At 65.7% G+C, this 12798-nt stretch carries 12 protein-coding genes and 1 tRNA gene; 6 read left to right on the top strand and 7 right to left on the bottom strand.

Annotated elements, in window-relative coordinates; genetic code table 11:
- Positions 1-49: 49 nt before the first annotated feature.
- A complete protein-coding gene (gene queF, locus OH491_RS08245) occupies positions 50-433 on the bottom strand; it encodes a preQ(1) synthase (protein WP_068772221.1) in 384 nt (127 codons plus the stop codon).
- A 294-nt stretch (positions 434-727) separates the two neighbouring features.
- On the opposite strand from queF, the gene OH491_RS08240 reads away from it, so the two are divergent.
- The 4 genes from OH491_RS08240 (at position 728) to OH491_RS08225 (ending at position 4786) form a co-directional block, all read left to right on the top strand.
- On the top strand, positions 728-1015 hold the full coding sequence (locus OH491_RS08240) for a hypothetical protein (protein WP_145929026.1): 288 nt from the start codon (positions 728-730) through the stop codon (positions 1013-1015).
- A 120-nt stretch (positions 1016-1135) separates the two neighbouring features.
- Positions 1136-2593 (top strand): sialidase family protein, encoded by a 1458-nt coding sequence (locus OH491_RS08235; RefSeq protein ID WP_068772223.1) that lies wholly within the window; start codon positions 1136-1138, stop codon positions 2591-2593.
- 9 nt (positions 2594-2602) lie between these two features.
- On the top strand, positions 2603-3565 hold the full coding sequence (locus tag OH491_RS08230) for a D-2-hydroxyacid dehydrogenase (RefSeq protein WP_068772224.1): 963 nt from the start codon (positions 2603-2605) through the stop codon (positions 3563-3565).
- 105 nt (positions 3566-3670) lie between these two features.
- On the top strand, positions 3671-4786 hold the full coding sequence (locus tag OH491_RS08225; RefSeq protein WP_068772225.1) for an enolase C-terminal domain-like protein: 1116 nt from the start codon (positions 3671-3673) through the stop codon (positions 4784-4786).
- A gap of 65 nt (positions 4787-4851) precedes the next feature.
- Here the strand turns inward: OH491_RS08225 and rsfS are convergent, their stop codons facing one another.
- Together rsfS and nadD are read right to left on the bottom strand one after the other, a co-directional pair.
- Positions 4852-5394, bottom strand: a complete 543-nt coding sequence (gene rsfS, locus OH491_RS08220; protein ID WP_068772226.1) for a ribosome silencing factor — start codon at positions 5392-5394, stop codon at positions 4852-4854.
- Between the two features lie 7 nt (positions 5395-5401).
- A complete protein-coding gene (gene nadD, locus OH491_RS08215) occupies positions 5402-6088 on the bottom strand; it encodes a nicotinate-nucleotide adenylyltransferase (protein ID WP_334319592.1) in 687 nt (228 codons plus the stop codon).
- A gap of 47 nt (positions 6089-6135) precedes the next feature.
- Between nadD and OH491_RS08210 the strand changes: the two genes are divergently transcribed.
- A tRNA-Leu gene (locus OH491_RS08210) sits at positions 6136-6221 on the top strand.
- A 29-nt stretch (positions 6222-6250) separates the two neighbouring features.
- Here OH491_RS08210 and pyk read toward each other — a convergent pair.
- Positions 6251-7690 carry a pyruvate kinase gene (pyk, locus tag OH491_RS08205; protein ID WP_068772227.1) on the bottom strand — a complete coding sequence of 480 codons (1440 nt, stop codon included), beginning with the start codon at positions 7688-7690 and terminating at the stop codon, positions 6251-6253.
- A 67-nt stretch (positions 7691-7757) separates the two neighbouring features.
- Positions 7758-8579 carry an MBL fold metallo-hydrolase gene (locus OH491_RS08200; RefSeq protein ID WP_068772228.1) on the bottom strand — a complete coding sequence of 274 codons (822 nt, stop codon included), beginning with the start codon at positions 8577-8579 and terminating at the stop codon, positions 7758-7760.
- 183 nt (positions 8580-8762) lie between these two features.
- On the opposite strand from OH491_RS08200, the gene cls reads away from it, so the two are divergent.
- Entirely contained in the window at positions 8763-10349 is a 1587-nt protein-coding gene (gene cls, locus OH491_RS08195) for a cardiolipin synthase (RefSeq protein WP_334319593.1), read from the top strand.
- Positions 10350-10527: 178 nt separating this feature from the next.
- Here cls and OH491_RS08190 read toward each other — a convergent pair whose 3' ends face one another.
- Positions 10528-11754, bottom strand: a complete 1227-nt coding sequence (locus tag OH491_RS08190; protein ID WP_068772230.1) for an ABC transporter permease — start codon at positions 11752-11754, stop codon at positions 10528-10530.
- A 305-nt stretch (positions 11755-12059) separates the two neighbouring features.
- Positions 12060-12776, bottom strand: a complete 717-nt coding sequence (locus OH491_RS08185) for a UDP-N-acetylglucosamine diphosphorylase (protein ID WP_068772231.1) — start codon at positions 12774-12776, stop codon at positions 12060-12062.
- Positions 12777-12798: the final 22 nt, after the last annotated feature.

Raw genomic sequence — 12798 nt, 5'->3', positions numbered from 1 at the left:
GACGGACCGGTGTCTTTGCGCATCCTGTGACCTTCGCGGTCGCGGATGCCTAGCGTTTTTTCTTTGCCCGCGAGGCCGTTTTGGCCGGCGGTTTCCACTCGGCGGTGACGATGGAGCTGAAGCCGCCGCGGGCCTTCCATTGCGAGATGACGGCGAGGCTGCGGGGCCGGAGCGCGCGGCCGAGGTCGTCGCAGATGCGGTTGGTCACGGCCTCGAAAAACGCCCCCTCGTTGCGGTAGGCGTGGAAGTAGAGCTTGAGGGACTTGAGCTCGACGCAGGTCTTGTCCGGCACGTAACGCACGACGATGTCGCCAAAATCGGGATGCCCCGTCATCGGGCAAAGCGAGGTGAATTCGTGATGCGTGTGCTCGATGACATAGTCGCGCTCCGGCGCGGGATTGGGAAAGGTTTCGAGAAGCTTCGGATCGGCCATGCCGCGCAAACTAGGCAAAAAAGCATCGACGAAAAGCCCGAAACGCGGAGAGGCCGCGCTCCTTTGAGGCGCTTCCGCGCCGGTGATTGTTTGGGATTTGCCCTTTGAGATTTGGGATTTTTCCCACGGGGTGGCACGCCCGCGCCACTTTTATTCCGCAACTGCTTCGGCCACCAGACCAGTTGGCGGCGGTTGCGGACCGCGCCGCGCCGCCGCAGGTTGCGCGCATCGTCCTAGCAGTCGCTCCCGCCGGACATGCAGCAATCCCCGCAACCGCATCCCTTCCGCAAATCCGTGAAACCGCGACATTCCCCGCGCCTTTTCCTTTTCGCCATCGCCGGCCTCCCCGTCGCGAGCGCGGCGGACGGCGCATTTCCCGTCATTGACCCCGTCGCCCGGCCCTTGGGGCTCAAAACCTGCGCCGACCTCGGCCCCGTCACCGACGAGGTGGTGCTGGCGAAAGTCCGGACGGCCCAGCCGGGGAAACCCGTGCCGCCGCCCGCAAGCGGCGACGCCTTTGTCTTCCCGCTGTTTCGCGACGGCAGCCTGCTGCGTTTCGCCTTCGCCGGCGCGCGACGGTGAAATCCATCTCATCATTCCGCACCGCTGGCGGCGCGTCGTCCATCTCCAGATTTCCGAATCCGCCCTCGGTGCCCTCCCCGCCAAACAACAACTCCAGCAATCGATCCCGGTCGAAAAACCATGAAGCTGAAACGCCGCCTCCTCTCCCTCGCAATCCCCGCCCTCTTCGCGGCCACGGCCCTCGCCACCGCCGCGCCGGCCGCCGGCCCCGACTTCTTTTACAGCAAACGCTACAAGCCCGGCGAAGGCACCGGCGAGCCTGTCACCGCCGCCGACCCTGCCGACCACTGGCCCGTCAAAATCGTCGCGCCAAAGGTCTTCCTCGACGGCGGCGCCGTCATCGCCACCGGCAAGCCCCCGCGCGGACTGAAGAGCGACCTCCGGCACGGTCTGCTCACGAGCGACTTTGTCAACGTATCCGTTCTTCATTACATGCCCAATTTCCGCGCCGATTGCGTCCGCGCCATCATCACGCCGCAGGGTGACTACCTCGCGGGTGTCATCGCCGGCGAAGGGCTCACCGGCGGACGCGGCCACTACGCGCCGCCTGACATCAATTACAATCGCAAGGACAACGACATCATTTTCTACCGCTCCCGCGACCGCGGGAAAACCTGGGAAAAACAGGGGCCGCTCACCCCCATCGTGCCCTATTCGCTGCACGCCTTCATCCCGCTCATCTCAAAAAAGTTCCCCGGCCGCATCTATTGCTTCGGCACCGAGCCGCGCCCCGATTTGCGGGAGGGACGCGAAAACGCCCCCATCGCCTTCCGCCACTCCGACGACGACGGCTTCACCTGGTCGCAACCCACCGTCATCCGTCCCGTCAACGACCCCGATTTCAAGGCCATGTCCGCGATGCAAATGACCGAGACCGCCGCCGGCACGTGGCTCATCGGCGCTCACGAGGCCCACTGGCACGGCGACAACAACATCGGCAACATGGCCGGCAAAAAATTCTCCCGCATCCCCACCCGCGAATACCTCCTCCGCTCCACCGACCACGGCAAAACCTGGACCGTCCTCCCCGGCAAGCGCCCCGGCGGCTGGTTCCTTGAGGAATACAATCGCATGGACGAAATCGTCCCCGTCGCCCTCGACGGCCCCGAGGTCCTCGCCCTCGCCCGCACGCCCGAAGGTCACCTCTGGCAACTGCGCTCGCGGGACGACGGCCTCACGTGGACCAAACCCGCGCCGACGCCCATCAACCACCCCGACGCGCCCGCGATGTTTTTCAAACTCTCCGACGGCAAAACCCTCCTCGTCCTCCACCACAACACCTACGACCCCTCCAGCCCGCAGTTCGGCGCCGGTGTCCGCAAGCAGCTCTGGTTCACCGTCTCGACCGACAAGGGCGCGACATGGTCCGAGCCGCGCTTCATCGCCGCAAGCATCCACGACGATTCCCGCGCCCAAATTTCCTACGCCGACATCATTGACGACCCGCAGACCGGCGACTTCCACATCTTCCTCCCCTACGCCTGGCGCCAGACGCTTCACCTCGTCCTCCCCAAATCCAAGCTCGCCGCCCTCCCCACCGCCGCCGACCTCCGCGCCCAGGCCGCCGTTGCCAACTAAACCCGCGCCATGCGCCCCCTCGTCCTCCTCTCCGCCGACCAGCTCGGCGAAACCCACGCGCAACAAATCGCCGTCGCCTGTTCCGGTTGGGCCGATTTCCGGCGCATCCCGCAGGACCTCCCGGACGCCGAACTCGTCCCCTTGCTTGCCCGCGCAAAAATCCTCGCCGGCTGGACGCCCCCCGCGCTTCTTCCCGGCTCCGCGCTCGAAGCCTACCTGTGCGGCAGCGCCGGCTACGACGCCTACATCGGCCTCGGGCTCGACCGCAAACCCGGCTTCCGCCTCGCCAATGCCGCCGCCATCATGGCGCCGGTCATCGCCGAGCATTGCCTAGCGCTCATGTTCGCGCTCGCGCGCCAGCTGCCCGCGATCCTCGACCAGCAACGCCGCCGCCACTACGAGCGGCGCTGGCATGCGGGCGAAGTGACCGGATCGACCGCGTGCATCGTCGGGCTCGGCGGTTCCGGCACTGAACTCGCCTGGCGCTGCCGCGCGCTCGGCCTGCGCACCATCGGCGTGTGCCGCACGCCCGCAAACCACGGCGGCGTGACCGACGCACTGCTCCCGATGGACGGGCTTCCCTCCGCGGTCGCGCTCGCCGACCACATTTTCGTTTTGCTTCCCGGCGGCGCCGCCACCCGCCGTGTCTTTGGCGAAACCATTTTCGCCCGCGCCAGGCGCGGCGCGTGTTTCTACACCGCCAGCCGCGGCAGCGTGACCGACGAGGCGGCGCTCGTGCGCGCGCTTGCCGGCGGTCGGGTCGCCGGCGCGGGCGTGGACGTGTTCGAGCGCGAGCCGCTTCCGGCCGAGAGCCCGCTCTGGACCCTGCCAAACGTCATCGTCTCGCCGCACAGCGCGGGACTGTCCACCAAACTCAACGACCGCCTCGCCGCGCTCTTCAGCGAAAACCTCCTTCGCCTGCGCGACGGCCGCGCCCTGAAAAACCAAATCCCGCCCGCGCAACTCGCATGAGGCGCGCGCTGTGAAAACATGCCGGAGGCTGCGTGTAATCATTAATCGGATACAAGACAATCAATGAAGCGACCGCGTCCATCTGCGGTTCAAAAAATTTCCCTCATGAAAATCACCTCCCTCTCCATCCGCATCATCCGGCGCGGCGCCGAACTTTGGCACGCACCCCGTCCCGTCCCCGCCGATGACCATCCGTATTTTGACTTTCCGCTCGTCACCATCGGCACCGACGAAGGCATCGAAGGCCATGCCATGGAATACTGCCCGCTCGGCCAGGGGCGGGCCACCGCCTACGGCATCAAGGACATTTACTCGATGGAACTTCTCGGCAGAAACCCGCTGCACCACGAGGCCATCTGGCAGCGCCTGCGCATGAAGCAGCGCCATCTCTACAACCTTACACCCTCGCTCTGGTCCACGCTCGACGTCGCGCTCTGGGACATCAAGGGCAAGGCCGCCGGCCAGTCCATCGCCACGCTTCTGGGGCAATACCGCGACAAGGTGCCGCTCTACGCCACCTGCCCGCCGCAGACCATCGCCACGCCTGAAGAGGCCGCCGCCGCCGTGCGCGCGAAAATCGCGCAGGGCTTCGCCGGCGTGAAACTCCAGCTCAGCGGCGGCGCCGCGTCCGACATCCCGCGCCTGCGCGCCGCGCGCGAGGCCGCCGGTCCCGGTTATCCGCTCATGCTCGATTCCTCCGCCGTGCTCATGTTTGACGGCGCGCTCAAAATCGGACGCGAACTCGACGAGCTCGACTACGAATGGTTCGAGGAGCCGTTTCCCGACGCGCACGTGCTCCAGTTGAAAAAACTCGCCGCGGCCATCCGCACGCCCGTGCTCGCCGCCGAGACCGTCTCCCTTTTCGAACTGCCGCACTACCTGCTCGACGGCGCCGTGGATCTCGTGCGCGGCGACGCCCACCACAAGGGCGGCGTCACCGGTCTCATGAAGGCGCTCGGCATGTGCGAGATGACCGGTTTCGGCCTGGAAATCCACACGGCCGCCACGCCGCTGCACGACATCGCCAACCTCCATTGCGGCTGCGCCACGCGCCTCTCGCGTTTCCTGGAGAGCCATCACGAAATGTTCCGCTTCGGCCTGAAGGGTGATCCGCTGCGCGTGCACCCCGACGGCTGCCAGCATGTCCCGACCGGACCCGGCCTCGGCGTCGAACTCGACTGGGACTGGATCGACGGCCACACCGTGGAGATCGTGCAGTAGGGCGCGTCTCGCCACCGCATCGCGGCCCCCGCCGGCTGCCGTCGGGAGACCGCCGTCCGCCTGTATTATTTCCCCGCGACCTTGCGCTTCGGGGCGGTTTTTTTCGCGGCGGAGACCTTCGCCTTCGCCGTGCCCGCGCCCTTCGCCGTCGCGGATTTTTTCGCCGGTGTTTTTTTGGCAACGGCCTTTTTCGCCGGGGCCTTTTTCGCGGGCGTTTTTTTCGCGCCCGGGAGCTCCAGCACCCGCGCGAGCGGGATCGCCTCGGCGTCGCCCCAGAGTTTTTCGAGCGCGTAGAATTTCCGGTTTTGCTCCGTGAGCACGTGCACCATCACGTCGAACGCATCCACCACGAGCCAGCCGCTGCCCGGCGTGGCGTCCATGCCGATGATGCGCGCGCCGCTCGCGTCGATGACCTTTTCGAGCTCGACGCGCAGCGCGCGCAAATGCGGCTCGGAGGTGCACGTCGCGACGACGAGATAATCCGTGATCGAGGACACCTCGCCCACATCAAACACCTGCATGTTATCCGCCTTTTTGTCATCGAGCGCGCGGCAGACCAGTTTCAACAACGACGGCAGCGCCGCGATTTTCGAGGATTTTGATTTCATGCAAAGTTCAGCGATAGAGCCCTTTTTCCTGGATTTGGACAATGGCCTTGTGAGGCACGAAGTAATCCAACGACAAGCCTTTTCGCACGCGGGCGCGCAATTCGGTCGAGCTGATTTCCATCAAATGCCCGTCGCAACGATGCAACCGCAGCCCGGGGACTTTCGGCTCCGCCTTCATGGGATGCCCCGGCCGCTCCAGGAAAATGAACTCCATCAGTTTCACCAGCTCCCCGATGTCGTGCCACAGATGCAGGCGCGGGAGCTGGTCGCCGCCGATGATCCAGAAAAGCCGGTCGCCGGGAAACCGGGCGCGGAAATGCCGCGCCGAATCGACCGTGTAGCTCACGCCGCCCTTGCGCAGTTCGTAATCGGAAACCTCGAAGCGGCGGTCCCATGCCACCGCCGCCCGCACCATCGCCAGCCGGTCCTCGGCGGGGCATTGCACGTCGTTCGGCTTGAGCGGGGCCTGGGCGGCGGGCACGAGGATCAACCGGTCGAGCTGGTGCTGCTCAAACGCATCCTGCGCCGCGATGAGGTGACCGAAATGGACGGGGTCGAAACTGCCTCCGAGAAAGCCGATTTTCACGCCGCCACCGTGGTGCCGCCCGCGTCTCCGGGCAAGCGCGGTTTTCGGGACACCCCGGCGGGCGGCGGTCTCCTCCATGCCTTTTCCCGACGGCGCGCGATAACGCACTGGAATTTTCCGGGAGTTTCCCTCAACTTCGCGGTCCCCCTTCCCTTGCCCGGGTGGCGGAATGGTAGACGCTGAGGACTTAAAATCCTTTGCCTGAAAAGGCGTGCGGGTTCGATCCCCGCCCCGGGCACCAGGAATGAACCGCGGCCGGCCCCCACCGGCTCAGCGGACGGTGCGGAGCTGCACGCTGTCCACGAGGCGGTCGTGCGAGAGGATGTCGGTCACGATGATGAGCTTGTCGCCGGCGGCCACCTGGCGGGTGAGTTTCAGGTGCGCGATGGCGCGGTCGATGGTGTCGTCGGGGTTGGATTCGAAGGGCATGAGAATGCCCTCGACCGAGCGAAGGATGCGGAGCTGGCGCAGCGTGCCGATGTGCGGGGTGAACGCGACCACCGGCGCGCGCGGACGAAGCGCGGCGACGCCGCGCGCCATGAACCCCTGGCGCGTGAAGGTGAGGAGGCGCGCCCCCGGAAAATCGCCCGCCATCGTGACCGCGGAGCGGATGACCTTCATGCGCTCCTGCCGCAGCTCGACGTCGATCGCCGGGTCGGGCACGATCGTCTGCTCGATGCGGCGGGCAATCTTATCCAGAATCTGGATACAATCGACCGGGTATTTGCCGATGGTGGTCTCGCCGGAGAGCATCACGCAGTCGGCCTGCTCGAAGACGGCGTTGGCGACATCGGAGATCTCGGCGCGCGTGGGCATTGGCTGCGTGATCATCGACTCGAGCATGTGCGTGGCGATGATGACAGGCTTGCCCTTGGCGATGCAGGCGCGGACGGCGTTGCGCTGGATGATGGGCAGGTCCTCGAACGGGCACTCGATGCCGAGGTCGCCGCGCGCGACCATGAGCGCGTCGGTGGCGGCGATGATGCCCTCGAGGTTGGCGATGGCGGACTGGTCCTCGATTTTCGCGATGATGTGCGCGGTGGAGCCCTGGTCCTCGATGAACTCGCGCAGGGTCTCGATGTCGCTGGCCTCGCGCACAAAGGAGAGCGCGATGAAATCGACGCCCTCCTCGATGCCGACGGTGGCGTCGCCGCGGTCTTTTTCGGTGAACGAAGGCAGGTTCACGCGGACGCCGGGGAGGTTGATGTGGCGCCTGGACTTGAGCTCGCCGGGGATGAGGACGCGGCAGCGGATCTGGGCGTTGTTTTTTTCCAGCACCTCCAGGCGGATGAGCCCGTTGTCAACCAGCACGGTGTCGCCGACCTTCACGTCGTTGACGAGGTCCTTGTAATTGATGTCCACCGAGCGGATGCCCTCGGAGCCTTCCTGGATGGGGCGGGGCTGGATGGTGAAGTCGAAGATCTCGCCGGACTTGAGCTCGATGGGGGCGTTGACGTCGCCGGTGCGGATTTCGGGCCCCTTGATGTCCATCATGATGGCGACTTCGCGGTTGATGCGCTGCGAGACGGCGCGGATGCGGCGGATGATGGCGCGCGTCCAGTCGTGCTTCGCGTGCGCCATGTTGAGGCGGATGATGTCGGCCCCGGCGCGGATGATATTCTCGAGCATATCCTCGCTCTCGGTGGCGGGGCCGAGCGTGACGATAATCTTGGTGCGGCGGGTGCCGGCGTCGGTTGGATTCAAATTCATAGGCATCGTCACAGATGCCAGAGAAAGCGGGCAAGGCAAGGCCTCGATGGCCGCAGTCCGGCATTGCTCATAAAAAGTCAAAAAATGGCGTGATTTGACCGGGTTCCACGATGGAGAGCGGACAGGGCAGAGCAGTTTCGATGCCGGAAAAGGCGCGGTGGATCGCGTCGGGGCTGTTGCAGTCGCGGCTGAGGTGCGTGAGGTAAACGCGGCGCCAGCGCGGGCTGGCCACGGTTTCGAGCAGCTCGCGGGCGGCGGTGTTGGAGAGGTGTCCGTGGCGGCCGGCGATGCGCTGCTTGAGCGCCCACGGGCGGCGCGCGTCGGCCTGAAGCAGGTCGGGGCAATGGTTGGCCTCGACGACGAGCACATCCACTTCGCGGATGCGTTCGCGGACATGCATCGGCGCGTGGCCGAGGTCGGTGAGCCAGGCGAGGGTGTGCGCGGCGACGGTTACGGTGGCGGCGGACGCGACCGGGGACGCTTCGGGACGATGAGAAAAGACAAACCCGACCGGATCCTGGGCATCGTGCGGCACGGGAAAGCTTTCCACCTCGAGGTCGAGAAAACGGAAACGGGAGCCGGTTTCGAAGAGCTGCCAGTCGGGTTTGTGCCTGAGCGGGGCCTGCAGGACGCGGGCGGTGGCGGGATTGGCGAAAACCTTGATGCGCGGGAAACGGGCCAGGCCGGCGAGGGCGGCCGCGTGGTCCCCGTGCTCGTGGGTGAGAAAAATCGCGTCGATCTGGTCGAGGGATTCGCCGACGGAGGCGAGAAGCGAGGCGGTCTTGCGGGCGGAGAATCCCGCGTCCACGAGCACGCGCGCGCCGGGCGTCTGCAACAGGGCGCAATTGCCCGCGCTGCCGCTTCCCAGGATGCAAAACCTCATGCTCATGACGGCCTATCAAACGCATGATGGGCGCGGATGGAAATGCGAAAAAGAAGGGGGCAATGGGGTGCGCCCCAAAATGTGGCGGCTCGAAGGCGGCAAGACGCACGAAAAACGCGTGGGCGCATCCCGCCTGCGCGCGGGCTTGCCTGCGCGGGGCCGGCCGGGTTTCGTATGGCGTCCGCCTCCATGAAAAAGACACCCTCGTCGAAACGCGCTCCGTTTTTTCTTCGCGCCGCCGTGCTGCTGCTGGCCGGCGCGGGGGGCGCCATGCTGGCGAGGACGGAGACCGGCGCGGCGGCGGCGCTGGCGCGCGAGGGCGGCGTAGTTTTTGACTGGATACGCGGGCATCTGGCGACTTTCATCAGCGCGGGGGTGATCGTCGCGCAGGTCGCGGGTTTTCTCTCGTCGGTCCGGGCCATCCTGGAGACGCGCACGCCGCAGGGCGCGGTGGCCTGGGTGGTGGCGCTCAACACGCTGCCTTACCTGAGCGTGCCCGCCTTCTGGGTGTTCGGGCGCAACAAGTTTGTCGGCTACGTTTCCCTGCGGCGGCAGAAGGCGGTGATGACCGCGCCGACCATCCAGGCGGCGCTGATCCACATGCGCGCGCAGTCGCTGCTGGTCACGCCGCATTTCGGCGAGCCGTTCGCGGTGGAGCGGCTCGCGCATCTGCCGCTCACGCGGGGCAACGACGCCGAGCTGCTGGTGGACGGCGACGCGACGTTTGCGTCGATCTTCGCCGGCATCGACCGCGCGCGGGATTACGTGCTGGTGCAATTCTACATCATCCACGACGACGCGACGGGCCGCGAGTTGCTGGCGCGGCTCACGGCGCGCGCGGCGGCGGGCGTGCGGTGCCACGTGGTGTATGACGAGATCGGGAGCAGCGGCCTGACCAACCGCTACGTGCGGGCGATGCGCGCGGCGGGCATCCGCGCGGTGAAGTTCGACTCGCGGCGCGGGCGCTGGAACCACACGCAGATCAATTTCCGCAACCACCGCAAAATCGTGGTGGTGGACGGCGTCGAGGCCTGGGTGGGCGGCCTGAATGTCGGCGACGAGTATCGCAGCCTGGACAAAAAGATCGGCTACTGGCGCGACACGCACGTGCGCGTCGCGGGGCCGGTGGTGCAGTGTGTGCAGGCGGCGTTCGTGGACGACTGGCACTGGGCGGCGGGCGAGGTCTTGAAGCTGGAATGGAAGGCGCGGCCGGCCCCGGGCGGCGCGTCGCGCATCGCGCTCTGTCTGCCGTCTGGACCGTCGGACGAGCTGGAGACGGCGACGTTGTTTTTTCTCGACGCGATCAACACGGCGCGGCGGCGCGTGTGGATCGCGAGCCCGTATTTCGTGCCGGACGAGCAGTTCATCTCGGCGCTCCAGCTCGCGGCGCTGCACGGGGTGGATGTGCGCATCCTCATTCCCGACAAATCGGACAGCGCTCTCGTGCAGCTTTCCGCGTGGGCTTACCTAGAGGACTTGGAGAAGGCGGGCGTGAAGACATTCCGTTACGAGAAGGGCTTCATGCACCACAAGGTGATGGTCGTGGACGACGCGTATTGCGCGGTGGGCACGGCGAATTTCGACAACCGTTCCTTCCGGCTGAACTTCGAGGTGACGATGGTGTTTGCCGACGGGGATTTCACCCGCCAGGTGGCGGCGATGATGGAGGAGGATTTCGGGCACTCGCGCCTGGCGACGACGGCGGAGCTGAACGGGCGCGGTTTCTGGTATCGCCTCGGCGTGCGCGCGGCGATGCTGCTGGCGCCGTTGCAGTAAGGCGGCGGCGGGGACGCCGACAAAGTGGCGCGCGCCATACCAATTCCCAATGAAAATCACCCCTGTTCTGGAGGGCCGAGCTCCTGCGAGGCCGTCGCGATCATGCGCGACTTTTTTCCGCGACGGCCTCGCAGGAGCTCGGCCCTCCAGAACGAGTGAATCTCGTTCAGAATTGGTATTACTCGTAACGCAGCGCCTCGATCGGATCGAGGGAGGCGGCTTTCCAGGCGGGATAAAGGCCGAAACCGAGGCCGATGCCGCCGCACACCATCATGCCCGCCGCCGCCCATGCCCAGGGGAAGCTGATGGCGATGCCAAACATGAGCCCGGCGGCATAGCCGACCATTACGCCCAGCAGGATGCCGACGAGCCCGCCGATCAAGGCGAGCGTGGCCGACTCGATCAGGAACTGGGTCATGATGTTGGCCCTTTTGGCGCCGATGCTCTTGCGGACGCCGATTTCCTTGGTGCGCTCGGTCACGCTCACGAGCATGATGTTCATCACGCCCACGCCGGCCGCCACGAGCGCGATGCCGCTGATGACAAACGCCCCGATGGAAACCACCCCGGCGATGTTGTTGAACGCCTCGATGAGGGAATCGTTGGAAAAAATCTCGAAGTCGTTCGGATCCTCCGGGTCGAGGCCGCGCACGAGCCGCATCGCGCCGATGGCCATGTCCTGCACGGCGGGCAGCTCCGCCTGGGATGCGGCCTGCACGTTGATGGACACGGAGCGGCGGGCGTGGCCGTAAACCATCAGCCAGCGCGTGATGGGCACGAGGACAAAACCGTCCTGGCTCTGGCCGAGCGAGGCGCCTTTTTCCACCAGCACGCCGATCACGGTGTAGGTTTGCGGGCCGATGCGGATGAGTTTGCCGAGCGGGTCCTCGTAGGGAAAAAGTTTCTCGGAAATCTCGCTGCCGAGCACGCAGACGGTGCGGGCGAACGCGACGTCGTCGGGGCCGATGCCGCGCCCGGCGGCGATGTCGTAGTTGAAGGCGGTGAGGTAGTTTTCGTCGGAGCCGTTGAGGCGGACGTTGGGGTTGGTGTGGCGGTCATGGAAGACGGCGGTCTGGCCGCCGCGCCCGATGGTGGCGCAGACCCGCGCGCGCGTGTCCATCTGCTGGCGGAAGCGCGCGGCCATGTCGTAGTTGATGTCGCGGCGGTTGCCGTAGCGCTGGCGCGGGTCGCTGAAGTTGATGGCGGGAAATTTCTGGATCTGGAAGCTGTTTGAGCCGAGGACATTCAGGCCCGACTCGATGGTGGAGCGGATGCCGTCGATGATCGTCATCGCGCCGATGATGGAAAACACCCCGATGGCCATGCCGAGAATGGTGAGCAACGAGCGCAACAGGTTCGCCCGGAGGGAGGAAAAAGCCAGGCGGAGTGTTTCGAGGAAAATCATGCGAAGACGGAATGCGGAGAAATCAAGGGAGGATCCAAGAATTCACTCGGTTCGGTTTTTATAACCGCGAAGGACGCGAAGAAGGAATGAAATCCTTCCGGCTCTTCGCATCCTTCGCGCCCTTAGCGGTTATAAAACCCTCTTTCATGGTTCCGTGGTTAAATTAATGGCTTGTTTTTATTAACCGCAGAGAACGCAAAGAACACGGAGAAAAACAGGATTGTTCCCTGTGTTCTTTGCGTTCTTCGCGGTTAATTTTTTGGGTTGTTTTCAGACATCGAAAATAGCGGGGGACCGAATTTCCCTCAGCTTCCCCGGCGCGGCAGCGTCGAGATGGATGCGCGGCTGCGCGCGATGGTGTCGGGCGGCAGGCAGCCGCCAAACGCCGTCAGCGGCATGACGAGGGCGCGGCGGCCGAGGATCGCGCCGGGCTGGAGCACGGCGTTGCAGCCGACCTCGGCGGCGTCCGCCACGAGCGCGCCGAGTTTGCGCAGGCCGGTGGCGGCGAGCGAGCCGTCGGGCAGGCGCACGGAGACGGGCTGCTGGTCGAGCCGGAGGTTGGAAAGGATCACACCCGCGCCGAGGTGGGCGCGGTTGCCGAGCACGGAGTCGCCCACATAACTGAAATGCGGCACCTGCACGCCGTCGAGCAGGAGGCAGTTCTTGAATTCGCAGGAGTTGCCCAGCACGCAGTTCGCCCCCGTGATGACATGGCCGCGAATGAATGCGCCCGGGCGGATTTCCGTGCCGGGGCCGATCCAGGCGGGACCGATGAGCGTGGCATGCGCGGGCAGGCGCACGCCGGGCGCGAGGCGCACATCGCCCTCGACATGGACGCCGGGGGGGAAGGCTGAAGGCTGAGGGCTGAGGGCTGCAACACCGGAGCCGGTGGCGGGAGGCGGCAGGGCTTTGAGCGCGGGGGCGATGGCGCGGACCCATTCCCAAGGCGCGGCGTCGGCGGGGAAATGGGCGGCGAAGAGGGAAAGGCTTGGGGGAAACGCGAAAAGATCGGCGGCGTGCATGAAAGGCGGGCGGCAAAAGCGT

The organism is Termitidicoccus mucosus (assembly GCF_038725785.1).
Classification (GTDB): Bacteria; Verrucomicrobiota; Verrucomicrobiia; order Opitutales; family Opitutaceae; genus Termitidicoccus; species Termitidicoccus mucosus.
Note: the sequence above shows the minus strand (reverse complement) of the source record. Positions and strands in the feature narration are given on the sequence as shown.

Coding starts and splice junctions, on each gene's coding strand:
- queF (WP_068772221.1), bottom strand. CDS start 433: ATGGCCGATCCGAAGCTTCTCGAAACCTTTCCCAATCCCGCGCCGGAG.
- OH491_RS08235 (WP_068772223.1), top strand. CDS start 1,136: ATGAAGCTGAAACGCCGCCTCCTCTCCCTCGCAATCCCCGCCCTCTTC.
- OH491_RS08230 (WP_068772224.1), top strand. CDS start 2,603: ATGCGCCCCCTCGTCCTCCTCTCCGCCGACCAGCTCGGCGAAACCCAC.
- OH491_RS08225 (WP_068772225.1), top strand. CDS start 3,671: ATGAAAATCACCTCCCTCTCCATCCGCATCATCCGGCGCGGCGCCGAA.
- rsfS (WP_068772226.1), bottom strand. CDS start 5,394: ATGAAATCAAAATCCTCGAAAATCGCGGCGCTGCCGTCGTTGTTGAAA.
- pyk (WP_068772227.1), bottom strand. CDS start 7,690: ATGAATTTGAATCCAACCGACGCCGGCACCCGCCGCACCAAGATTATC.
- OH491_RS08200 (WP_068772228.1), bottom strand. CDS start 8,579: ATGAGCATGAGGTTTTGCATCCTGGGAAGCGGCAGCGCGGGCAATTGC.
- cls (WP_334319593.1), top strand. CDS start 8,763: ATGAAAAAGACACCCTCGTCGAAACGCGCTCCGTTTTTTCTTCGCGCC.
- OH491_RS08190 (WP_068772230.1), bottom strand. CDS start 11,754: ATGATTTTCCTCGAAACACTCCGCCTGGCTTTTTCCTCCCTCCGGGCG.
- OH491_RS08185 (WP_068772231.1), bottom strand. CDS start 12,776: ATGCACGCCGCCGATCTTTTCGCGTTTCCCCCAAGCCTTTCCCTCTTC.